This is a genomic window from Nissabacter archeti, assembly GCF_018257325.1.
Taxonomy (GTDB): Bacteria; Pseudomonadota; Gammaproteobacteria; order Enterobacterales; family Enterobacteriaceae; genus Chimaeribacter; species Chimaeribacter arupi.
This window is the reverse complement of record NZ_JAERKB010000009.1, coordinates 120,001-141,519: the sequence shown is the minus strand read 5'-3', so window position 1 is coordinate 141,519 and position 21,519 is coordinate 120,001. Positions and strand designations below refer to the sequence as shown.

At 58.4% G+C, this 21,519-nt stretch carries 22 protein-coding genes; 9 read left to right on the top strand and 13 right to left on the bottom strand.

All coding sequences use genetic code 11. From position 1 onward, the window contains the following. The first annotated feature begins 302 nt into the window (after positions 1–302). Entirely contained in the window at positions 303–1,811 is a 1,509-nt protein-coding gene (gene dtpA, locus JK232_RS14440) for a dipeptide/tripeptide permease DtpA (protein WP_212589332.1), read from the top strand. Positions 1,812–1,854: 43 nt separating this feature from the next. On the opposite strand, the gene JK232_RS14435 is transcribed toward dtpA, so the two are convergent. From JK232_RS14435 to JK232_RS14425, 3 genes are all read right to left on the bottom strand, one after another. Next, positions 1,855–2,169 carry a hypothetical protein gene (locus JK232_RS14435; RefSeq protein WP_072930856.1) on the bottom strand — a complete coding sequence of 105 codons (315 nt, stop codon included), beginning with the start codon at positions 2,167–2,169 and terminating at the stop codon, positions 1,855–1,857. Beyond that, on the bottom strand, positions 2,162–3,034 hold the full coding sequence (locus JK232_RS14430) for a hypothetical protein (protein WP_101857488.1): 873 nt from the start codon (positions 3,032–3,034) through the stop codon (positions 2,162–2,164). The genes JK232_RS14435 and JK232_RS14430 overlap by 8 nt, the downstream gene beginning before the upstream one ends. A gap of 197 nt (positions 3,035–3,231) precedes the next feature. Further along, positions 3,232–4,260: an AraC family transcriptional regulator gene (locus JK232_RS14425; RefSeq protein WP_072930860.1), complete on the bottom strand. Its 1,029-nt coding sequence runs from the start codon at positions 4,258–4,260 to the stop codon at positions 3,232–3,234. A gap of 200 nt (positions 4,261–4,460) precedes the next feature. On the opposite strand from JK232_RS14425, the gene JK232_RS14420 reads away from it, so the two are divergent. The 5 genes from JK232_RS14420 to gstA all read left to right on the top strand — a co-directional run bounded on the left by JK232_RS14420 (position 4,461) and on the right by gstA (position 9,536). Next, positions 4,461–5,084 carry a glutathione S-transferase family protein gene (locus tag JK232_RS14420; protein ID WP_101857496.1) on the top strand — a complete coding sequence of 208 codons (624 nt, stop codon included), beginning with the start codon at positions 4,461–4,463 and terminating at the stop codon, positions 5,082–5,084. A 172-nt stretch (positions 5,085–5,256) separates the two neighbouring features. Then, positions 5,257–5,520 carry a hypothetical protein gene (locus tag JK232_RS14415; RefSeq protein WP_072931028.1) on the top strand — a complete coding sequence of 88 codons (264 nt, stop codon included), beginning with the start codon at positions 5,257–5,259 and terminating at the stop codon, positions 5,518–5,520. Between the two features lie 341 nt (positions 5,521–5,861). Beyond that, entirely contained in the window at positions 5,862–7,514 is a 1,653-nt protein-coding gene (locus tag JK232_RS14410; RefSeq protein WP_072930864.1) for a sensor domain-containing protein, read from the top strand. Positions 7,515–7,917: 403 nt separating this feature from the next. Further along, the gene (dapA, locus tag JK232_RS14405) at positions 7,918–8,784 is read left to right on the top strand and encodes a 4-hydroxy-tetrahydrodipicolinate synthase (protein WP_072930866.1); all 867 of its coding nucleotides are present in this window, start codon (positions 7,918–7,920) and stop codon (positions 8,782–8,784) included. 146 nt (positions 8,785–8,930) lie between these two features. Continuing rightward, entirely contained in the window at positions 8,931–9,536 is a 606-nt protein-coding gene (gstA, locus tag JK232_RS14400; protein WP_072930869.1) for a glutathione transferase GstA, read from the top strand. A 42-nt stretch (positions 9,537–9,578) separates the two neighbouring features. On the opposite strand, the gene pdxY is transcribed toward gstA, so the two are convergent. The 6 genes from pdxY to JK232_RS14370 form a co-directional block, all read right to left on the bottom strand. Beyond that, complete coding sequence (gene pdxY / locus JK232_RS14395; RefSeq protein ID WP_101833729.1) at positions 9,579–10,439, bottom strand: pyridoxal kinase PdxY; 861 nt, start codon at positions 10,437–10,439, stop codon at positions 9,579–9,581. 231 nt (positions 10,440–10,670) lie between these two features. After that, positions 10,671–11,945 carry a tyrosine--tRNA ligase gene (tyrS, locus tag JK232_RS14390; RefSeq protein ID WP_212589331.1) on the bottom strand — a complete coding sequence of 425 codons (1,275 nt, stop codon included), beginning with the start codon at positions 11,943–11,945 and terminating at the stop codon, positions 10,671–10,673. Between the two features lie 148 nt (positions 11,946–12,093). Further along, positions 12,094–12,741 (bottom strand): pyridoxamine 5'-phosphate oxidase, encoded by a 648-nt coding sequence (pdxH, locus tag JK232_RS14385; protein WP_072930875.1) that lies wholly within the window; start codon positions 12,739–12,741, stop codon positions 12,094–12,096. A gap of 67 nt (positions 12,742–12,808) precedes the next feature. Then, positions 12,809–13,114: an MliC family protein gene (locus JK232_RS14380; protein WP_101828885.1), complete on the bottom strand. Its 306-nt coding sequence runs from the start codon at positions 13,112–13,114 to the stop codon at positions 12,809–12,811. Positions 13,115–13,141: 27 nt separating this feature from the next. Beyond that, the gene (gene anmK / locus JK232_RS14375) at positions 13,142–14,263 is read right to left on the bottom strand and encodes an anhydro-N-acetylmuramic acid kinase (RefSeq protein WP_212589330.1); all 1,122 of its coding nucleotides are present in this window, start codon (positions 14,261–14,263) and stop codon (positions 13,142–13,144) included. 40 nt (positions 14,264–14,303) lie between these two features. Beyond that, positions 14,304–14,492: a hypothetical protein gene (locus JK232_RS14370; RefSeq protein ID WP_139300325.1), complete on the bottom strand. Its 189-nt coding sequence runs from the start codon at positions 14,490–14,492 to the stop codon at positions 14,304–14,306. A gap of 79 nt (positions 14,493–14,571) precedes the next feature. Between JK232_RS14370 and JK232_RS14365 the strand changes: the two genes are divergently transcribed. Beyond that, positions 14,572–15,039: an outer membrane lipoprotein gene (locus JK232_RS14365; RefSeq protein WP_072930881.1), complete on the top strand. Its 468-nt coding sequence runs from the start codon at positions 14,572–14,574 to the stop codon at positions 15,037–15,039. A 73-nt stretch (positions 15,040–15,112) separates the two neighbouring features. Here the strand turns inward: JK232_RS14365 and slyA are convergent, their stop codons facing one another. From slyA to JK232_RS14345, 4 genes are all read right to left on the bottom strand, one after another. Further along, entirely contained in the window at positions 15,113–15,544 is a 432-nt protein-coding gene (gene slyA, locus JK232_RS14360) for a transcriptional regulator SlyA (protein WP_072930883.1), read from the bottom strand. 794 nt (positions 15,545–16,338) lie between these two features. Beyond that, complete coding sequence (sodC, locus tag JK232_RS14355; RefSeq protein WP_072930885.1) at positions 16,339–16,860, bottom strand: superoxide dismutase family protein; 522 nt, start codon at positions 16,858–16,860, stop codon at positions 16,339–16,341. Between the two features lie 142 nt (positions 16,861–17,002). Then, on the bottom strand, positions 17,003–17,899 hold the full coding sequence (locus JK232_RS14350; protein WP_072930887.1) for an aldo/keto reductase: 897 nt from the start codon (positions 17,897–17,899) through the stop codon (positions 17,003–17,005). Positions 17,900–18,016: 117 nt separating this feature from the next. Beyond that, positions 18,017–18,256 carry a DUF1289 domain-containing protein gene (locus tag JK232_RS14345; RefSeq protein WP_072930889.1) on the bottom strand — a complete coding sequence of 80 codons (240 nt, stop codon included), beginning with the start codon at positions 18,254–18,256 and terminating at the stop codon, positions 18,017–18,019. Positions 18,257–18,567: 311 nt separating this feature from the next. Here JK232_RS14345 and eptA point away from each other — a divergent pair, with 311 nt between their 5' ends. Then, positions 18,568–20,208, top strand: coding sequence for a phosphoethanolamine transferase EptA (gene eptA, locus JK232_RS14340; protein WP_101833733.1), 1,641 nt, complete (start codon positions 18,568–18,570; stop codon positions 20,206–20,208). Between the two features lie 66 nt (positions 20,209–20,274). Further along, complete coding sequence (nemA, locus tag JK232_RS14335) at positions 20,275–21,366, top strand: alkene reductase (RefSeq protein WP_072931030.1); 1,092 nt, start codon at positions 20,275–20,277, stop codon at positions 21,364–21,366. Positions 21,367–21,519 lie beyond the last annotated feature (153 nt).

The following is a 21,519-nucleotide window of genomic DNA, read 5'->3' as shown; positions in this document are numbered from 1 at the left end:
ACTGCTAAGGCGTTAAAAAGCAGAATATATCACTAATAAAAATTTGGATGGCGATTAATCAATATAATAGTTTGGAAAACCTACGGAACATAAACGTTAATCCTGCATAACATTTGCAACACCTTCTCATTATGCCGCTGGAATTATATGTAACAGGTTATGTCAAATAGCTTGCCTCATTGACAAAGATCGGGAACATTACCCTTCGCTCTTCATCTTATAACAATGCGAAGGATGTTTCCGGCATCACTTCTGCGCCTTCCCTGTGCAACTTAAAACAGGCTGTGAATAAAGAGGTTTCAGTGTCAACATCAAACAAACAGACATCACAAGACGTCAGCTTGAACGCGTTCAAACAACCGAAAGCGTTTTATCTGATCTTCTCTATCGAACTCTGGGAACGTTTCGGCTTTTACGGTCTGCAGGGCATTATGGCGGTGTACCTGGTCAAGCAGCTTGGCCTGAGTGAAGCCGATTCCATTACCCTGTTCTCCTCCTTCAGCGCGCTGGTGTATGGCTTTGTGGCCATCGGTGGCTGGCTGGGTGACAAAGTGCTGGGGTCCAAACGTGTTATTGTGCTCGGTGCACTGGTGCTGGCCGTGGGTTATGCCTGCATCGCCTACTCCAATCATGAGATCTTCTGGGTGTATGTCGGTATGGCGACGGTTGCCGTGGGCAGCGGCCTGTTTAAGGCAAACCCTTCCTCCCTGCTTTCTACCTGCTATGAGAAAGATGACCCGCGCCTGGATGGCGCCTTCACCATGTACTATATGTCGGTGAATATCGGTTCCTTCTTCTCTATGCTGGCAACACCGTGGCTGGCCGCCAGATTTGGCTGGAGCGTGGCGTTCTCCCTGAGCGTGGTCGGGATGCTGATCACCCTGGTGAACTTCCTGTTCTGCTCGAAGTGGGTGAAAAACCACGGTTCCAAACCCGATTTTGAACCGTTGCAGATGAATAAACTGCTGATGACCATTGTGGGCGTGATTGCGCTGGCGGCGGTGTCCACCTGGCTGCTGCACCACCAGGATATCGCCCGCCTGGCGCTGGGTGTGGTGTCTCTGGGGATCATTTTTATCTTTGCCAAAGAGACGTTTGCCCTGAAAGGCACCGCCCGCCGCAAAATGATCGTGGCGTTCCTGATGATGATCGAAGCAGTGGTGTTCTTTGTGCTCTACAGCCAGATGCCGACCTCACTGAACTTCTTCGCCATCCATAACGTCGAGCACAGCCTGTTAGGTATCAGCATGGAGCCGGAACAGTATCAGGCACTCAACCCGTTCTGGATCATGCTGGCCAGCCCGCTGCTGGCGGCCTTCTATGCCAAAGCCGGTGACCGGTTGCCGATGCCGCACAAATTCGCTGTGGGCATGGTGCTCTGCTCCGCGGCCTTCCTGGTGCTGCCGTGGGGTGCTTCAATGGCAAACGACGCCGGTATCGTGTCGGTGAACTGGCTGGTGCTGAGCTATGCCCTGCAAAGTATTGGTGAGCTGATGATCTCCGGCCTCGGCCTGGCGATGGTGGCCCAACTGGTGCCGCAACGCCTGATGGGCTTTATCATGGGTTCCTGGTTCCTCACCACTGCGGCGGCCGCGATCATTGCCGGTAAGGTGGCTAACCTGACCGCCGTGCCGCAGGACATCACCGATGCCCATGCCTCCCTGGCGATCTACAGCCACGTCTTCCTGCAGATTGGTATCGCTACCGGCGTGATCGCCGTGCTGATGATTCTGGCTGCGCCGAAACTGCACCGCATGACGCAGGACACGGCCGAAGAACGCAAAAAGGTTGAACTGGTCAAGGCGCGCTAATCCCCGCCTGTTGCCTGAAAAACGCTCCTCCGGGAGCGTTTTTTTATGCCTGCCGTCCGGCCTGCAGCATGACCAGCGCTTTTGCCATGCAGCTTTCTACGCCTGCCACAAAGGACACCGGCGCGATCAGCCCCAACTGCGCCTGATGCGCTTTGTCTGCCCCCTGCTTCAGGGCATCGGCCAGCGCCGCATAGAGCGGGGTCTGGAGCGCGATCGCCTGTAACAGCATCGCCTTTTTTACCGGGTAAAGCTGGGACAACAGCTGTTGCGCCCGTTTTCCCGCCTCACCGCCCTGTTTGCTGACCGCCTCAAGCTGGGCCAATGTGCGGTTCAGTTGCTGCATCAGGCTTTCACTCATGATTCATCCCCCCTTGTGCCGACGGTGACAGTAACGGCATAAGCCGCCCGGCATAGCTGACCCGGCGGCTGTACTCCTCCAGCGCCGGGTGGGCATCCACCGGCTCATCCAGGTTGCGCAACGTCTCCTGCTGCGCCGTGTGCAGCGCAGTCATCATCCCTACCATCCGGACGCTCAGGGCCTGCCCCTGCTCGTCGGCGTGTTCGGCATCGTTCAGTGCCTCCAGCGCCTGTTGACGCCGGGTGGGGCCGGTCTGTGGATCGTCCAGCACCTGCTGTGCGGTGTTGCGCAATTCTGCGGCGCTGGTCAGGTAAAGCGCCATATAGCCTGAGCCGTTGGCCTCAAAATCCTCAGCCAGCAGGCCGGCGAGCTGGCTCACTATCGGCTGGTAGGTGCTCATCAGCAGCCTGACCTGGGTGATTTTGCGCTGGAAGTAGTACTGTTGACCCAGCGCCTCCCCCATTTCCCGGATGGGCCGGGCGACGGCCGCAGGCAGGAACATGCCCAACGCCGTCTGGGTGTTGTCGAGCAGGCCGTTAAACGCTGCCGCGGCTTCCGGGGTGCGCTCCTGCCGCAGCAACGCCTGCAACGCTTCGCCATACTGTTGCAGCGCCCGTGCCGCGGCGACCCGCTGCACGGTATGTTCCAGCGGCAGATCCTGCCGCATCGGGATGCCGCTGCTGCGCGTCAGTTGCAGGTACTGTTGCTGATACGCCATGCGGTTAATCCCCTGATGCATCATGATCAGCGCCTGTTCGCTCAGTTTTCCCGCCTCTGCATTCCGCTCAGCAAAATTTTCTGCGGTGTGCTGCGGCTGGGTATCCGTGGCGCAGCCCACCAGTAAGCAGGCGGAAAGTAACGCCATAACCAGCCAGGCGCTGTGCCGCCATGCGCGTTTTATTAACCCCGATCTTTTTATAAACCCTGATCTTTTTATCAACATGCCGCCCCCACTCTCCTGCCTGCCACACAGGGGTAACCTTAGCCTGCCGGGATCGTCCCCGGCAGAGGCGGTACGGCTAAATGAGGAAAAATGAGGGAGATGAGCGGGCTGCCCGCCGGTTACAGGTGGCTGACCCAGTTCAGGTGCGTCGGGGTGCCGGTGGCCATCGGCGGTGCATTCAGCAACGCCGTACGCACATCACGCGATGACATGCCGTACTCCTGCACCAGCAGGCGGCGCAGGGCCGCAGGCGACAAACCGCAACGGCGGGCGATGGCGGTCAGGCTCAGATCAGAGAGTGACGTGGTGCGCATCAGCCGCCGTGCCAGTGTGGCGCGCCGGTTACGGATAAACAGCGCAATGCCGCCCATCGGTTCAAACAGCCGGTAAAGTGCCGCGCGAGACAGGCCAAACTGGCGGCACAGCATCTCCGCCGTCAGCGGCTGCGCCAGATGCTGCTCAATATAGAGGCAGATTTGCTCCAGCCGCGAACTGTGCATGAAAGGCGTCTCCACCGGCGTGCCCGCCACCAGCGCCAGGGTATGCAGGATCAACGCGGCCGCCCCTTCACCGGTAGCCAGCACTTCCGGCTCACTCAGGGTGTCGAAGACCTGCAACATGGCATTGAAATGCTGGCGCAGCAAAAAGCTCATCGGTGAGGCCGCAGGCAACACCCGGCCATGCAGCGCGGCAATATCCAGGCTCAGGGCCACCGTGTGTTTCGGCAGGATGATGTACTGATACGTGCAGAGATGCGGCGGTGATTTGCTCGGGTGAACGTGGATGGCGATCGGCTGGGAAGAGTCCTGGATCAGCACATCCCCCTGCGTGAGGGAGAAACGGCGGCCAAAACATTGGCACTCCATGCCGCCCAGCATGATGATGAAGATCAATACATGATCGGGCATGGAAAAAACGTTGCCGCGCTGGCGGTGGATATCGTGCTCACTGACATTCAGCACCCCGCCCACCAGACGGCCGAAATTATAGCCGGTCACTTCCCAGTCAAAGCCGGTAAAGGCCTGGCGGGAGAGCTCCAGCTTCAGGCCGGCGGATGACATGCCGTCCTCCCACTCATAAAAACGCGTGTCAAAATCCTCATAAATATGGGCAGAATCAGTAATCTTTCGCGTAATAAGATGGCTCATCGTCCTCTCCGGGCGCGGACATAACAGGTGGGCGGTCAGGGGGCTTTCATCCGAAAGCCGTGTCCTTCATTATCGGCATGAGGCCGCTGATATTTACCCTCACCGGTGGCTTTTTAAGCAGCATTTTGCTTTTGCGCCGTGCCGCGCCGTATCGTGGTTTCACCGTGGCCTGCGGGCCACCCTCTTCCGGGAGCTTTGCGATGCTGACCATACTGGGAAGGACGTCCTCTATTAACGTCCGGAAAGTGCTGTGGACCTGTGACGAACTGGCGCTGGATTACCGGCAGGAGATGTGGGGCCACGGCTTTCAGGAGACGCACCAGCCGGCGTTTCTGGCACTGAACCCCAATGCGCAGGTGCCGGTGCTCCGGGACGGGGAGTTTGTGCTGTGGGAGTCAAACACCATCTGCCGTTATCTGGCTGCCGCCGGGCCGGAGACAACGCTTTACCCGCAGGGCGCCCGCGCCCGTGCGGAGATTGAGCGCTGGATGGACTGGCAACTCGGCGATATGAACAGTGCCTGGCGCTACCTGTTCAATGCGCGGATGCGCAATACCCCGGCCGAGCCGGACCCGGCCCAGCTGGCGGAAAGTGAGGCCGGCTGGAACCAACATCTCACTTTGCTGGCCAGTCAGCTGGCGCAGACCGGTGCCTATGTGACCGGCGGCACCTTTACCCTGGCCGACATTGTGCTGGGGCTGTCGGTGCATCGCTGGCTGATGACGCCGATGTCACACCCGGCGTTACCGGCGATTGACCGCTATTATGACCTGCTGCGCGAACGGCCGGGGTTTGCCCGTTATGCCACCCAGCAATGGCCCTGAGCCGGGCGCGGTCAGCCGTGTGCCGGCCCGGCGTCATGCGGGGGCCGGCGCACAAATCATTCACGATGATAATTTTCTCGCGCAAACCAATCACTCTTTGGTACCCTTTATCTCGCTGACTCTTCAGTAAAATGAACCCGTTTACGCCACCCTTCCGCTTCCTGAGATGCCGATGGAAAAAAGAAAATTCCTGGATGAATCGCGCCAGCTCAAGCGGCTGAATGCCCTGACCCGCCGGCAATCCCACATTTACAAATGGTTTGCCATTGTCGCGGCCCTGGATTGCCTGTTGGTGTCGTTCTATGACCAGGATATGCGCAATATTCTCTTCTCCGGCGCGGTGTGTGTGGTGAGTACCTATCTCTACCTGCGCGACCGGGCCAGGGCGCGCCGGTATCGCCGGGAGTGGGATGAAAAATTTGGCCCAAAGCCCTGAGTAGTGCCTGCTTCCCCCGGCACCCCGCCGCGTTCCCTCCTTACCTTATTGTGAATAATCCGTTGCCGTTCAGGTTGCCGCGCTGGAAAGCCGGTTGTCATGCCTGGGGTTGCCGGGCGCACGCTGATTCAGGGGGTTCCCCCTGGCCGGATAAAATAAGGCCGACGGTACTTAGAGCGTGATAAACAGTTGAAGATACTTAAATAAACAGAATGGCGTTATGATTGCCTGGCAGAATTAAAAAATGCAGTAAAATAATTCACTTATCGCCTGTCCTGCGCGAGACGCCGTCATATTTCAGTGCTAATCTTGCCGCTTCCCCCTGCTCAGGACGTTTGAAAATGCTCAATGACATTGCCATATGTCAGGCGGTGCTGAATGCACTCCCGGAAGCCACCCTTATAAAAGATGACTCGCTGCAACTGGTTTTTGTGAACAAAAGGGCGTGTGATTTTTTTGGTTATTCCCGTGAAGAGCTGGTCGGGCAGAATTTCACCTTTTTTATGACGGCAGACCAGGCCGCCCGGCACACCAGCCGCGCCCTAAAAGTATTAAAGAGCGGTGAACAGCTTGAAAGTGAGGAGGTCATTACTGACGGGGCCAACAAAAGCCGGACAGTGCTGATCCGCAAATCGCGCATTACCCTGAACAACCGTTTCTATGTGCTCTCTATTCTCAGTGACATTTCACTGCTGCGCAGTTCAGAGGCGCAGATCCGTTACCTTGCCTACCATGACACCCTGACCGGCCTGCCGAACCGCACCTCACTGAATGAGGAGCTGCACCAGCTGGCGGCCCGCAGCCTCTACCATCCGCAACATTGCGCTTTGCTGGTGTTCAACCTGAACTATTTCACTGTGCTGAATGACACTTACGGCTACCAGTCCGGTGACAGCATTCTGTGTGAGTTTGGCCAGCGACTGCGCACGCTGATCGGCCAGCAGGGGATGCCGGCGCGCCTGGGGGCGGATGAGTTTGCCGTGCTGCTGCGCGGCAAATCGGCCATTGAGGAGGTTGAGCCGGTTGCCAGTGCCATCATCGCCATGATGCATGAGCCGTTTACCCTGACCCAGGCCAAACCGGTGGTCACCCTCTCCTGCGGTATCGTCAGCCTGAACAGCGAAAACCTCACCGCCGGGGAGATCCTGCGGCGCGGCAATGCGGCCCTGCGAGAGGCGCAGCGCCAGGGGCAGAACACCTTCTGCTTCTACTCCGAAGCGCTGGATGCCGGTTCAGAGAACAAACGGGTGATGGTGAAAGCACTGGCGGAATCGCTGACCAAAGAGGGCGAACTGACCTGCGTCTACCAGCCGATTTTGCGCAGCAGCGATGAAAAAATCATCGGGGTTGAGGCACTGGCACGCTGGACGCACCCGCAACTGGGGCCGGTGCCGCCGGTGCAATTTATCGCGCTGGCAGAAGAGACCGGGCTGGTGAGCCAGCTGGGGGAATCGGTGTTGCGCCAGGCGTGCCGCCATATCAAACCGCTGGGGGATCTGCGGTTGGCGATCAACGTGTCAGCCGTGCAATTGCGTGAACGGCAGTTCGCTGAAAAAACCCTGGCCCTGCTGCATGAAGAGGGCTTCCCCTGCCACCGGCTGGAGCTGGAACTCACCGAAACCGCCGTGATGAACGCCGATGCCGACAGCCTGCAACAGCTGATGCAACTGCGCAACGCCGGCATCAAAATCTCGCTGGATGATTTCGGTACCGGCTACTCCAGCCTGAGCCTGCTGAAAGACATTGCGGTAGACAGCGTCAAAATCGACCGCTCTTTTGTGCAATACGTCAATGACGTTACGGATACGGCGGCGATCGTCACGGCGGTATCGCAACTCGGCAACAAGATGAAGCTGAACGTGATTGCCGAAGGGGTGGAGAACGATCTGCAAAAACGTTTCCTGCTGACCGCCGGTTGCTCCCATATGCAGGGTTTCCTGTTTTCACGCCCGGTGCCGGTGGATGTGCTGACCGCGCTGCTGCCTGCCGCCTGACCCCTGCCTGACAGAATGCCCGTTCCCCGCCCTTTACCCAGGGAACGGCATCATCCATAAGCAAAAACAATAATAACGTTTTTGGTATTAATTCATTCAATTGGTACTCTGCCCTGTGCTGCGTCATAGTCTTGGCAGGCGGTGCTCCCGCTTAAAGAAGCCGAAAAATCAACCCACTATGGAACAGCTCATGACGCCCTCTGCCCCTCTGAACGGCCCTTCCGGCACCCCCGCGGTGACCCTGGCCTGTGGCGTGCGTGCTGCTGATAAATCGAAGAAACCGTCGCTCATCTGACCGGGCGCTGTCCCGTCAGGTGAGATGACAGGACAGCGGCATCACGGCAACGTGCCCCTTTCCTGGCCTCTTTCCCCCTGGCGGCACCTACTTTTCAAGGAGAAGAACATGTCACACTTTTCAGGTATCTGGGTTCCGCTGGTCACCCCTTTCCGCCAGGGCGCGCTGGATCTGCCCGCACTGAAAACCCTGGCGACGTCACTGATTGCCTCCGGCGTGTCAGGCGTGGTGGTGTGCGGCACCACCGGTGAAGCCGCCGCCCTGAGCGACGAAGAACAGTTACAGGCGCTGGATGCGGTGCTGGAGGTGGTGCCGGGTGCGCAGGTGGTAATGGGGCTGGCCGGTAACCATCTGCCCTCCATCCTGGCGATGCAGGATGCTGTTCAGCAGCGGCCGGTTGCCGGGTTGCTGGTGGCGGCCCCCTACTATATCCGCCCGACCCAGGCAGCGCTGGCCCACTATTTCACCACGCTTGCCGATCGCACCCACCTGCCGATCATCCTGTATAACGTCCCTTACCGCACCGGCATTGCGCTGGAGTGGGAGACGCTGCGCCGCCTGAGCGATCACCCGCGGATTGTGGCGATCAAAGATTGTGGCGGCAATGCCGAGCTGACGCTGGACCTCATCCATGACGGCAAGCTGGATGTACTGACCGGCGAGGATACCCAGATGCTCACGGTGCTGGCACTCGGCGGCACCGGCGCGATTACCGCCTCGGCCCACCTCTGCCCGGCGCAGTTCGTCGCGCTGGTGCAACAGGTGAAAGAGGGCAACCTTCCGGCAGCCCGCGCCACCTTCTTTGGCCTGTTGCCGATGATCCGCCTGCTGTTCTCGATTGCCAACCCGGTCGCCATCAAGTGCGCCCTGGCGTTGCAGGGGCAGATGGAAAACGAGCTGCGCGAACCGATGCTGGCGGCCCCTGCCGACGTCGAACAGGCGCTGCGCGACTATTTCACCCTGCACATGCACTAGGCTTATCTTGCCCCTCCCGCCAAAAGGCGGCGAACCGGGTTTACCCCATGACGCCGCTTTTTATTCAGTATTTCGCACACTTACACCCTGACTTTTCCCCTACCGGCTTCTAGGATAAAGGTTTACCCCCCTGATGGAGCCTTACGATGAAACTTTACTACAAGCCGGGTGCCTGCTCGCTCTCCCCCCATATCGTTCTGCGTGAAGCCGGGCTGGACTTCAGCATCGAAAAGGTCGATCTGGTGTCGAAAAAGACCGAGCATGACGCGGATTTCCTGGCAATCAACCCGAAAGGCCAGGTGCCGGTGCTGCAACTGGACGACGGCAGCTTCCTGACGGAAAACGCGGTGATTGTGCAATACCTGGCCGACCAGAAGCCTGACCGCCAGCTGTTGCCCGAAGCCGGCACCCCGGCGCGTTACCATGCCCTGGAGTGGCTTAACTATGTGGCAACCGAGCTGCACAAAGGCTTCAGCCCACTGTTTAACCCGCGTTTCCCGGACGAGGCCAAAACGGTGGCACGTGAGCTGCTGGAGAAGAAGTTTATTTTCCTGAACGATCAGCTGGCGGAGAAAGAGTATCTGCTGGGGAGCCGGTTCAGCGTGGCCGATGCCTATCTGTTTACGGTCCTGAACTGGGCAAACGCGCTGAAATTTGATTTTTCCGCCCTGCCGCACCTGAGTGCCTTTGTTGAGCGCATGAAGGCCCGCCCGGCAGTGGATGCCGCCCTGACGGCGGAAGGGTTGAAATAACGCTGAGGCGTGAAGCAGGGGCAGCCACTGCCCCTGCAAATATCAGAGTTTTTCTGCGGTAAAATGGTGGGTTGGGCGGGCAATCGCCTCTTGTGCCGCCACCACCTGCAACTCATATTCGCCCATCTGCCGGGTCGTCAGCATCACCTCGTAGACCGCTGCCGTCACATGTTCCAGCGCCTTGTCCAACGGCTCGCCCTTCAGCAGATTCACTAACAACAAACCACTGGTGAGATCGCCGACGCCGACCGGCTGGCGATCGGGGAACGTCACCAGCGGGCGGCTGATATGCCATGCCTCTTCCGCGGTGACCAGCAACATCTCAAACGCATCCGCACGGCGGGCGGCACGGGCCAGGTGTTTCACCAGCACGATTTTCGGCCCCTGGGCGCAGAGCGCGCGGGCAGTGGCGACGGCATCATCCACGCTGTTAATGGCGCGGCCGCTCAGTTGCTCCAGCTCAATCAGGTTCGGCGCGATGACATCACTGCTGGGCAGCGATTGTTTGCAGTGGAACTCCGCCACGCCCGGCGCCACGATGCACCCTTTTTCCGGGTGGCCCATCACCGGGTCACAGAAATAAATCGCCTGCGGATTAGCCTGTTTTACCCGGCGGACAATCTCCTGAATATGCTCGCCCTGCTCTGAGGAACCGATGTAGCCGCTCAGCACCGCATCACAGTGTTTCAGCTGATCGATGTCCGCAATCCCCTGCACAATCTCGGTCAGATGGCTGGCGGGCATGACGCAACCGGTCCAGCGGCCATATTGGGTGTGGTTGGAAAACTGCACCGTGTTGAGCGGCCAGACGTTGACACCCATGCGGCGCATTGGGAATTCGGCAGCACTGTTACCGGCGTGGCCGAATACCACATGCGATTGAATGGAAAGTATATTTTTCATTGCAACAACCTACTCTCTTACCCTTGCCAAAAGCGCCGGTTATGCCGGCACCCGGATGCCGCCGACGTAAGCGGCGACACGCTGTGTTTCAACCGGTGTGGCCGGTCAATATTATCGCCCGCGCTGCGGGCAAAAGGGTGATTACCCGCATGACGGGCAACCCCTGTCATCGGCCTGCATCGCAGGCAAAAATAAAGGGGGCACTAAGCCCCCTTCTGCATCATGCGCCGTTTATTTCCAGCACACCAGGCAGTAATGTTTTTTGCCGCGGCGCAGCAGGGTGTAACGGCCGAACAGACGATCTTCTGCCGTGAAGCGGTATTCAGCGTCTGCTTGTTTCTCACCGTTTACCTGCACCGCATTGGACGTGATCATGGTACGTGCCTGCCCGCGGGACGGCACCAGCTCAGCATTCACCAGGGCCTGTTGCAGATCGGCATCCTGCTCCAGTTCGATAGCCGGCATCCCGTCCTGCGCCAGCTGGGCGAAGTCCGCTTCGGTCATGTCACTCAGCGCCCCGGAGAAGAGGCTGGCGGTGATACGGCGGGCCGCTGCCAGCCCTTCCTCGCCATGCACCATGCCGGTGACCTGCTCGGCCAGCACATACTGCGCGCGCGGGGCCTTGCCGCTGTTTTTATCTTCCTCTTCCAGCGCGTTGATCTCGTCCAGGCTCAGGAAGGTAAAGAACTTCAGGAAACGGTAAACATCGGCGTCCGCGGTGTTGATCCAGAACTGGTAGAATTTGTACGGGCTGGTTTTTTTCGGGTCCAGCCACACCGCGCCGCCTTCGGTTTTACCGAATTTGGTGCCGTCTGACTTGGTGATAAGCGGCACCGTCAGGCCGAACACCTGTTTCTGGTGCATACGGCGGGTCAGGTCGATACCGGAGGTGATGTTACCCCACTGGTCGGAGCCGCCGATTTGCAGCTCAACGCTGTGCAGGCCATACAGTGAGGCGAAATCGTACCCCTGCAACAGGTTGTAGGAGAACTCGGTGAACGAGATGCCGCTGTCTTCGCGGTTCAGACGCTGTTTCACCGCTTCCTTGTTGATCATCTGGTTGACGGAGAAGTGCTTGCCGATATCACGCAGGAAGGTCAGCACATTCATGTTGCCGAACCAGTCGTAGTTGTTGGCCGCTATCGCGCTGTTCTCACCGCAATCAAAATCCAGGAACGGGGAGACCTGGCGGCGGATCTTCTCCACCCACTCTGCCACGGTGTCGCTGGTATTGAGCTTGCGCTCGGCGGCCTTGAAGCTCGGGTCACCGATAAGGCCGGTCGCCCCGCCCACCAGCGCCACCGGCTTGTGCCCGGCCAGCTGGAAACGTTTGAGGCAGAGTAACGGAACCAGATGGCCCAAGTGCAAGCTGTCTGCGGTGGGATCGAAACCGCAATAGAGTGCAATTGGCCCTTGCGCCAGTCGCTCTGCTAACGCTTTTTCATCCGTTACCTGGGCGATAAGGCCCCGCTCTTGCAATTGTGCAATCAAATTACTGCTGGTCATCAATGACTCCGTTAAGGGTGGGTAGTAAGTCGTGCCGCGTTGCTTGCCGTGTCAGGAAAAGCCTGCCCGGCCACGGCGAAATCCGGCAAAGCACATAGAATAAAGCGCCCGTAGCCCGAGCGCCAGAAGTAAGCACGGTTTTTACCGCTCAGGGGGCCAGGCGGTCGATTTTCCAGCCATCCGCCTGACGCTGGTAGATAAACCGGTCGTGCAGGCGATGTTCGCCGCCCTGCCAGAACTCAACCGAATCAAATACCACGCGGAACCCGCCCCAGAAGCTGGGCAGCGGCACTTCACCCTGCTGGAACTTCTGCTTCAGCTCGAGGAATTTGCTCTCCAGCACACCGCGCGCGGAAATCCGGGAGGATTGCTGCGACACCCAGGCACCGATCTGGCTCTCTTTCGGCCGGCTGCTGAAATACTTTACGACCTCCAGCGTAGAGAGCCGCTCCGCACGCCCGAGGAAACTGACCTGCCGCTCCAGCGTGTGCCAGGGGAAATGCAGGCTGATTTTGGGGTTATGGCTGAGGTGCTGTGCCTTGCGGCTGCCGAGGTTGGTGTAGAACACCAGCCCTTTTTCGTCATAGTGTTTGAGCAGCACAATCCGCTGGAACGGCTGGCCCTCTTCATCAACGGTGGCCACACACATTGCCGTCGGGTCAGCCAGTTGCGCATCGCACGCCTGTTGCAGCCACAGGGTGAAGAGATCCAGCGGATCGTCTGTCAGGTCATGGCGGCGCAAACCGCCTTTGGTGTATTCACGCCGTAAATCGGCGATAGAGAGTTTTTCAGTCATAGCCCATGTGATCCTGTCAACATGTACAACACGGCCAGCCCCGGCCCGCCGCAGTCACGGCGGCCGGTCAGCGGCTGACCACACAATCAGAAATAATGATTTCATCATCCCGCTGGATCAACGCTTTCTCGCCCTGTGACCAGTAGGTATAGCGGCCGTCACTGTATTTGGCCCCGGACGCAGCCTCCACATGCGGCAGGTGGAGCTGCTCCCCGTCCAGCACCAGGCTCACGCTCTGGCGATCGGCCGCCTGGTTCACGGTCAGCGGCAGGGTGCCGCATTGATAGTGGACAGACTGCGCCACCGGCTGGCTGACATGGCTGCATCCGGCCAACGCCAGCAGCGCGGCCGCAGTAAGTAACTGTTTATACATCTGAATCTCCTTGTTATCCGGGCAGTGTCAGCACAGCAACCCGCTTGCGCCGGGGTAAACCGCGCCCAGTACGGCAGCGGCCGACGCCCCGGTGACAGACGGCAGATTACCCGGCAGCCCGGAAAGCGTGCGGGAGGCCAGCCAGGCAAAGGCCAGCGCTTCCATATCATCACCGCTGATGCCGAACGGATCGGTGGGGCTGACCTCGGTGCCCGGCAGCAACGCGGCCAGGCGGGTCATCACCAGCGGGTTACGGGCGCCGCCGCCGCAGACCAGCAGCCGCTCACAGCCGCCGCTGAGCAATACCTGTTCAGCAATGGTGACCGCCGTCAGCTCGGCCAGCGTGGCCTGGACATCTTCCGGCACCAGGCCGGGATAGGCTGCCAGATGGCGCTCCAGCCAGGCGAGGTTGAAATATTCGCGCCCGGTGCTTTTCGGGGCCGGGGCGGCAAAATAGGGGTCTGCCAGCATCTGCTGCAACAGCGCGATAGCCGGCCGCCCTGCCAGCCCCAGCGCGGCATCTTCATCATACGGCAGCGCGCGCTGACGCCAGATCCAGGCATCCATCAGCATATTACCGGGGCCGGTATCAAACCCGCGTACCGGCTGGCCGGGCAGCAGCAGGGAAAGATTGGCGATGCCGCCGATATTCAGCACCATCCGCCGCTCGTTCGGGTGGGAAAGCAGCGCATCATGGAACGCCGGCACCAGGGGCGCGCCCTGTCCGCCCAGCGCAATGTCACGCCGCCGGAAATCGCCCACGGTGGTGATGCCGGTCAGGGCAGCGATGCGGTGGTTGTCACCCAGTTGCATGGAAAAAGGGGCGACGCCATTGGGTTCATGCCAGACAGTCTGGCCGTGACACCCGATGGCGGTAATGTCGCCCGCCTGTACCTGATAGTGGGCCAGTAACCCCTGCACAGCGTCGGCAAACAGCTGCCCAAGCTGGGCATCCAGTTGCCCCACCTGTGACAGTGTCACGCTTTGCCCCTGGCACATGCCCAGGATTGCCTGCTTCATCGCCGGCGGTATGGGGTGGGAATAACTGCCCTGCTGCGCCACCATGCGTTCATCAATGGCGGCCAGCACAACGTCTATCCCATCCAGGCTGGTTCCCGACATGACACCGATATAACGGCCTGACTTCATAACCTGTCCTCTTAGTGCACCGCCCTTCACTACACCAGATTTAACGGCTTAACGCCATGAAAGCGGCTGATTTTTTAACATCCCTGCGATCACAGGCGTTATTCAACGCCGCGGCATGCTGAACGGCTGTCAGAAACCTAAATACCCGTTTATTATCCGTTGACGGGCAGAAAGGTATGCTGCCCGGCAGTACACCGGCAAAATAGCCATTGGGCCGGTTATCAGCCATACTTTCACCGGTCGTTATCATCATTACGTCGTCAGGCAGGAAGTGCCGGGGACGGAGCGTAAAAAAATAGGAGTTTTTTATGATTAAGCGTCTTCTCGTGGTGGCATTAACGGGCGTAACGCTGACAGGTTGTGTAAACGACAGCGCCCTTTCCGGTGATGTCTATACCGCTGATCAGGCCAAACAGGTGCAGAATGTGACTTACGGCACCATCGTTTCAACGCGCCCGGTACAGATTCAGGGCGGTGAAGAGAATAACGTCATCGGGGCGATTGGCGGCGCGGTATTGGGTGGGTTCCTGGGTAACACCGTGGGTGGTGGTTCCGGCCGTAGCCTGGCCACAGCCGCAGGGGCAGTAGCCGGGGGTGTTGCGGGCCAGGGCGTGCAGGGTGCGCTGAACCGCAGCAACGGCGTCGAGCTGGAGATCCGTAAAGATGACGGCAACACCATCATGGTGGTGCAGAAAGCCGATGCCAGCAAATTCAGCGTTGGCCAGCGCGTGAGCCTGGCCAGCAGCGGCAGCACGGTGACTGTCTCCCCGCGCTAATCCCTGCTGAACGAGAAACCGGCGGCCAATGGCCGCCGGTTCTGTCTGTGTGCTGTGAAGTCGGTAAAATTTGTTATTTATTATGTAACTCGATGATGTTTTCTTCCAATTTTCCTATCAGTTTTGTCAGTAACTCCACCTCTTGCGGCGTAATACCGGCCAGGATTTCCTGACGGGTAGAATCAATCACATTCTCAACCTCGCCGATCACCGGCGCAGCCGCCTCTGTGAGTTTGATGCGCTTGGCCCGACGGTCACTGGCGCAGGTGTGACGGGTAATCAGCCCCTTCTCTTCCAGTTGGTCAAGCGTACGCACCAGCGACGGCTGCTCAATGCCAATGGCTTTCGCCAGCTGGATCTGTGACTGCTCAGGCGGTAGCCTGTTGATATTATGCAATGTCACCCAGTGGGTTTGGGTCATTTCCAGTGGTTTAAGCCGATGGTCAATCAGGGCACGCCATACGCGTACCAATCGTGCTAAATCTGAACCTAAGTTGGACTCCAATTGCCCCTCCTTATAATTAGCGTGCTAACATTGTTTCCCAGAGTGTAGCCTATTTTGGAGAGATAAGAACCCAAATTCAATTATATATATCATTATAATGATATTTGACTTAATAATTTATGACATGAATCATTCATCTGTTTTTAAAACAAATAAGTATTCATCCAAATAATAATACCCAGGTTAATAACCTTATTCTTTCCGTCAAATAACCTCTAAATGTGCAGGTATCCGGCGATTCCCTCTATAGACAGCCTATATTTAGTGCGTTTTCACCAGGGTTAGTATTAGGGCGGGTGAGACGCCGCGCTTTGCACAAAAACGACAGTCTTGAAACCTGCGGTCGTTTTGTTGAGGGATCTGACAGGATTTTTGATAACCGTGAGGGTTTCTCATCGGGTTTCAGGAGAAGGGTAAATAAATAATGACATGTAAGATATTAAAATAGTCTGCATACTTTTGATCTGGGTCGTGGCAATTTTTGCAGGTGGGTGTTTATGGCCTTATTCGCGGTAAAATCCCGCCCCCGTTACAGGGCATCTGGATGTTGCAGGGTACCTGGATGTTGCAGGGCATCTGAATAAATTACCGCGCCTACGTGATGGCGTGTTCTTCCCTGCGCAACGGCTGAACGGGGCCTTGCCAGGGTGCGCCGGTGGCCGGCCTGCTCGCTGTCCCGCAATGGCCGGCTGTACCGGCACCAGGCACCTGCGCATCAGAACCGGCCTGACAGGCAGGCCGGTTCTGACGTATTACACCGGGGGAAACTCTCTTCTTCCTATTACCCCACAGGTTTATATTACCCCGCAGGCGATCCGGCCGCCTCCGCCACCCAGCGGCATCGGCATGTCGGCGTGGTTATCGCCACCGGCATGGATCATCAGCGCTTTATTGTCGATCTCTGACAGCTTTTTCAGGCGTGGTGCCAGCACCTGATCGCTGGATGAGCCATCGTCATGCACAAACAGCACCGGCAGGTCGCCCAGGTGGCCTTCCTGATACGGCCCCAGATGTTTACCGGTGCTGCCCGGATCAAAGTGATCACCCGCTGCCTGTGCCGCCACTTTTTTCCCGTCTTTCATGCCCGCGTCACAACTGCCGTTCTGATGGACATGAAAACCATGCACGCCCGGCGGCAGGGAGGTCAGTTTTGGCGTAAACAGCAGGCCGTATTGCGTCTCACTGATGGTTATGGTTCCGATCGGTTTCGCCTCGCCCTCTGCCGAAACCAGGTTCATCGTCACATCTTTGCTGGCGGCCTGTGCCGCGCCACATACCATGATGGCGGCCAATGCTACGCCGGAAAGAGATTTCATGCTGCCTCCAGTGCCTGTTGATTCAGAACCCTGAGTATAGGCAACCCTGCTGTTTCCGTGCCGCCGCTTCGCTTATTTCCCTGCCGGCGCATTGCTTGCCGGGGGGCAGCCCGCGGTCTTGTGACCGCGGTCACCCTTTTAATCAGGGAACGTCATACCCCAGCGCAGCCTTGCGGATGCGGAACCATTGCTGACGGCTGAGCGTCAGGGAAAGCGCGGCCCAGGCGTCCCGCATCCGCTCAATTTTCCCGGTACCGAGGATCGGTAACGGTTGGCTGGGCAGGCGCAGGATCCAGGCATACACCACCTGCTCCAGGGTTTGCGCACCGATTTCGCCGGCGATCGCCTCCAGCTCCTCCCGCAACGGCTGGTAACGCGGTTCGGTAAACAACCGCCCGCCCCCCAGGCATGACCACGCCATCGGCCGGATGCGCAGCTGCTGGCATTGGTCGAGCGTGCCGTCTAGCGTCACCGTCTGGTTCAGCGGCGAGATTTCCACCTGGTTAGTCGCCAGCATAAACGGCAGGCGTGACTGCAACAGGCTGAATTGTGCCGGGGTAAAATTGGAGACACCAAAATGGCGCACCTTGCCGCTGCTGTGCAGCGCCGTGAAGGCTTCGGCCACCTCATCTGCTTCCATCAGCGGGTCCGGCCGGTGGATCAGCAGCAGGTCAAGGTAATCGGTATGCAGGTTTTTCAGCGACTGCTCCGCGCTGGCCAGAATGTGCGCCCGGTCAGTGATGTAGTGGCCGAGGGCATGTTCCGGTTTGGCCGTGGTGGCGATGCCGCATTTGCTCACCAGCTCCAGCTTTTCACGCAGTGACGGTTTCAGGCGCAGCGCCTCACCAAAAGCCGCTTCACACTGGTAGTCACCGTAAATATCCGCATGGTCAACGGTGGTGATGCCCAGTTCACTATGCTGCTCCATAAAAGCCAGCAGCTCCTGCGGGCGCATCCCCCACTCCATTAACCGCCAATAACCGGCAATGAGCGGCGAAAATTCAGGGCCTTGCGGAGAGATCTGACAACGTGAGTCCATAACAACATCCTCAAATAACGGCATCCTCAGAAAGTAAGGAGCCAAGCATACACAATTGCCCGGCCGGACTCGACGGCAGTGCGCCGCTTTGCGTACTGCCTCGCAAGAAAAAGCAGATCAGAACAGAGAGGGTTGTTCCGGCGGGGGATCGTCGGTTTTCCGCGCCAGCCGCTGTTGCCGCAGAAAACGCTGGCGGCACAGGTAAAGGACGTGCCGCTTCTGCGCATCGCTCATGCTTATCCAGCCAAAACGCTCCTCCCGGCTGCGCAGGCACCCCCGGCAGAAACCACGGGCATCCATCTGGCAGATGCCGCGGCAGGGGCTGGGTATGTCAAAAAACTCCAGCTGTTCGGCCATAAAACCTCCCACGCCTCACGCCAACAGGCGATACGGCGGGCGAATAAAAAGACGATGCCTTTAATTGAAGACGCTATCGCCGCGGCTGGCAAGGCATCGCGCCCCGGTACGGTGGGTGTCGCTCCCCTGATTCATGAAGGCTTATGATGGACACCTGCACCTCATGGCGGGGGCATAGGCCCTTGTGCCGGGCTGTGACGCAAACGGCCGCCCGTTACTCGTAAAAGAATTGTTGCCGGACTGTTTAAGGTTCTCTTAAGTTTCACCTGATACCTTGTGCCTATTCCTTTCGGACGGATTTTTCTATTCTGATGCGTACCCTGCGATCGTTGCACTGTAATTCCCTGAGCTTTGTGCTGCTGACGGCACTGGCCTTCCTGCTGTTTCAAAATGCGCTGTTTCTGCATAAAGCCTGGTCATTAATCACCTTCAGCCGGCTGCATGATGTGCTGTTCGCCCTGAGCCTACCGCTGGTTCTGTTCCTGGCATTGAACATCCTTTTCAGCCTGCTGGCACTGCCCTATCTCCGTAAACCGCTGGCGATTGTTTTGCTGCTGTGTGGTGCGGCGGCAAACTATTTTATGTTCAGCTATGGGGTGGTGATTGACGGCAATATGATGCAGAACGCCTTTGAGACCACGCCGCAGGAGGCCACCGCGCTGCTGACGCCCCAACTGCTGCTGTGGCTGCTGGGCGCCGGTGTGTTGCCGGCGCTGGTGATCGGGCTGGTTAAGGTGCGCAACGACCGCCCATGGTGGTACATGCTGGGGCTGCGGGCCGCCAATATCCTGGCGTCAGGGGTGGTGATTCTGTTGATTGCCGCTTTTTTCTATAAGGATTACGCGTCGCTGTTCCGCAATAACCGGTCAATCGTCAAAATGCTGGCCCCCACCAGCTATGTCAGCGGCACGATTGCGTTTGCCCACCACCGCTATTTTGCCGAAAATCTCCCGCTGATCCCTATCGGCACAGATGCCCACAAAGGCCCGCTGATCTTGTCCCAACCGAAGAAAACGCTGGTGGTGCTGGTGGTCGGCGAAACGGCACGGGCTGAAAACTTCTCGCTGGGCGGTTATGAAAAACCCACCAACCCGCGCCTGGCAAAAGAGGGGGTCAGCTATTTCCGCCATGCCACCTCCTGCGGCACGGAAACCGCAATTTCTGTGCCCTGCATGTTTTCCAATATGCCGCGCCGTCACTATGACGCCGCCCTGGCCAGCCACCAGGAGGGGTTACTGGATGTGATGAAACATGCCGGGATTCATGTGCTGTGGCGTGAAAACGACGGCGGTTGCAAAGGGGCCTGCGACCGGGTACCGCACCAGGATGTGACCCAGCTTAAATTGCAGGAGGATTGCCGGGGCGACCTCTGCCGCGACGGCGCGTTGCTCTCCCGCCTCGACCAGTATATTGACGGCCTGAAGGAGGACAGTGTGGTCGTGCTGCACCAGATTGGCAGCCACGGCCCGGCCTATTACCAGCGCTACCCGGCGCAGTTCCGCACGTTCACGCCAACCTGTGACAGCAACCAGATCCAGGATTGCGATCATGAAAAACTGGTGAATACCTACAACAACACGCTGCTCTATACCGATGCGATGCTGGATGACACCATCAAATTGCTGCAACAGCACAGCGATAAATTCAATACCGTCATGGTTTACCTTTCAGATCATGGCGAATCGCTGGGTGAAAACGGCATGTACCTGCACGGCACGCCCTATCTGTTTGCGCCGTCGCAACAAACCCATATTCCGTTCCTGATCTGGATGTCCCCTCAATATGAGAAAAGTTACGGTATCGATCGCCGGTGCCTTAACCGTATCGCCGCCAACGATGATATCTCCCAGGACAACCTGTTCCCGATGATGCTGGGACTGATGGATGTGCAGACGCACGAGTACCAGCCGGATCTGGATCTTATACAGCGCTGCCGGGCTTCGCACATTTAAACAATCTGCCGCCGCCCTGCCCTTGCATAGTGTGCGCTGACAACAGGCAAGATATTTGGAGATATGATGAGCACACTTTTTACGCCGCTGACCGTCGGCAAACAGACTCTGCCGAACCGCGTGTTTATGGCCCCGCTGACCCGTCTGCGCAGCATTGAGCCTGGCGACATCCCGACTGACCTGATGGGCGAGTACTACGCCCAGCGTGCCGGTGCCGGGCTTATCATCTCCGAAGCGACCCAGATTTCCTTCCAGGGCAAAGGCTATGCCGGCGCACCCGGCCTGCACACGCCGGAACAGATTGCGGCCTGGAAAAAGATCGTTGAACGGGTGCATGCGCAACAGGGCCATATGGCGGTGCAGTTGTGGCACGTCGGGCGGATTTCACACCCTGAGCTGCAACCGGGCAAGCAGTTGCCGGTCGCCCCGTCGGCCCTGCCGGTGAACACCCGCACCACCCTGCGTGATGAGGCCGGCCAGCCGGTGCGCGTTGACTGCCCGGTGCCGCGCGCACTGGAGACTGACGAGATCCCAGGCATTATCAACGATTTCCGCCAGGCGGCGGCCAATGCGGTTGAAGCCGGTTTCGACTATCTGGAGCTGCACGCCGCTCACGGTTACCTGCTGCATCAGTTCATTTCGCCGGAATCGAACCAGCGTACCGACCAGTATGGCGGCAGCGTGGAAAACCGTATCCGCCTGACGCTGGAAGTGGTCGATGCCGCGGTGGCAGAAGCCGGGGCCGATCGCGTGGGTATCCGTATTTCCCCGCTGGGCACCGTCAGCGGGCTGGGGAACGGGGAGAATGAAATTGAAGACGCGCTGTACCTGATCGAGCAGCTGAATACGCGTAAGCTGGCCTATCTGCATATCTCTGAGCCGGACTGGGTCGGCGGTGCCTCTTACACTGAGACGTTCCGTGACGCGGTGCGCGCCCGTTATCAGGGGGTCATTATCGGGGCCGGTGGCTATACGCAGGAGAAAGCGGAGACGCTGATCGCCAAAGGGTATATTGACGCCGTGGCCTTTGGCCGTGACTACATCGCCAACCCGGATCTGGCTGAACGCTTCCGTCAGGGCGCGGCCCTGAATGCCCAGCGTACCGAGCTGTTCTACGGCGGCGGTGCGGAAGGCTATACCGATTACCCGACGCTGTAAGCGGCCCCTGCCACGCAGGCGCTGTTTTTGCATCACATTGAATTTATTCGCCTGCGGAGGCTATACTTAACTGTTTTTACCTTAATGGTACGGCAATCCCGGCGCGGTTTCAGCGCCGCAAACCGGGCTGCCGTGCCCTAACTTGTTATCAGA

Excerpts from the sequence above, each read along its gene's own strand:
- JK232_RS14435 (WP_072930856.1), bottom strand. The coding sequence starts at position 2,169 with ATGAGTGAAAGCCTGATGCAGCAACTGAACCGCACATTGGCCCAGCTT.
- JK232_RS14430 (WP_101857488.1), bottom strand. The coding sequence starts at position 3,034 with ATGGCGTTACTTTCCGCCTGCTTACTGGTGGGCTGCGCCACGGATACC.
- JK232_RS14425 (WP_072930860.1), bottom strand. The coding sequence starts at position 4,260 with ATGAGCCATCTTATTACGCGAAAGATTACTGATTCTGCCCATATTTAT.
- JK232_RS14420 (WP_101857496.1), top strand. The coding sequence starts at position 4,461 with ATGCTGACCATACTGGGAAGGACGTCCTCTATTAACGTCCGGAAAGTG.
- JK232_RS14415 (WP_072931028.1), top strand. The coding sequence starts at position 5,257 with ATGGAAAAAAGAAAATTCCTGGATGAATCGCGCCAGCTCAAGCGGCTG.
- JK232_RS14410 (WP_072930864.1), top strand. The coding sequence starts at position 5,862 with ATGCTCAATGACATTGCCATATGTCAGGCGGTGCTGAATGCACTCCCG.
- dapA (WP_072930866.1), top strand. The coding sequence starts at position 7,918 with ATGTCACACTTTTCAGGTATCTGGGTTCCGCTGGTCACCCCTTTCCGC.
- gstA (WP_072930869.1), top strand. The coding sequence starts at position 8,931 with ATGAAACTTTACTACAAGCCGGGTGCCTGCTCGCTCTCCCCCCATATC.
- pdxY (WP_101833729.1), bottom strand. The coding sequence starts at position 10,439 with ATGAAAAATATACTTTCCATTCAATCGCATGTGGTATTCGGCCACGCC.
- tyrS (WP_212589331.1), bottom strand. The coding sequence starts at position 11,945 with ATGACCAGCAGTAATTTGATTGCACAATTGCAAGAGCGGGGCCTTATC.
- pdxH (WP_072930875.1), bottom strand. The coding sequence starts at position 12,741 with ATGACTGAAAAACTCTCTATCGCCGATTTACGGCGTGAATACACCAAA.
- JK232_RS14380 (WP_101828885.1), bottom strand. The coding sequence starts at position 13,114 with ATGTATAAACAGTTACTTACTGCGGCCGCGCTGCTGGCGTTGGCCGGA.
- anmK (WP_212589330.1), bottom strand. The coding sequence starts at position 14,263 with ATGAAGTCAGGCCGTTATATCGGTGTCATGTCGGGAACCAGCCTGGAT.
- JK232_RS14370 (WP_139300325.1), bottom strand. The coding sequence starts at position 14,492 with ATGGCTGATAACCGGCCCAATGGCTATTTTGCCGGTGTACTGCCGGGC.
- JK232_RS14365 (WP_072930881.1), top strand. The coding sequence starts at position 14,572 with ATGATTAAGCGTCTTCTCGTGGTGGCATTAACGGGCGTAACGCTGACA.
- sodC (WP_072930885.1), bottom strand. The coding sequence starts at position 16,860 with ATGAAATCTCTTTCCGGCGTAGCATTGGCCGCCATCATGGTATGTGGC.
- JK232_RS14350 (WP_072930887.1), bottom strand. The coding sequence starts at position 17,899 with ATGGACTCACGTTGTCAGATCTCTCCGCAAGGCCCTGAATTTTCGCCG.
- JK232_RS14345 (WP_072930889.1), bottom strand. The coding sequence starts at position 18,256 with ATGGCCGAACAGCTGGAGTTTTTTGACATACCCAGCCCCTGCCGCGGC.
- eptA (WP_101833733.1), top strand. The coding sequence starts at position 18,568 with ATGCGTACCCTGCGATCGTTGCACTGTAATTCCCTGAGCTTTGTGCTG.
- nemA (WP_072931030.1), top strand. The coding sequence starts at position 20,275 with ATGAGCACACTTTTTACGCCGCTGACCGTCGGCAAACAGACTCTGCCG.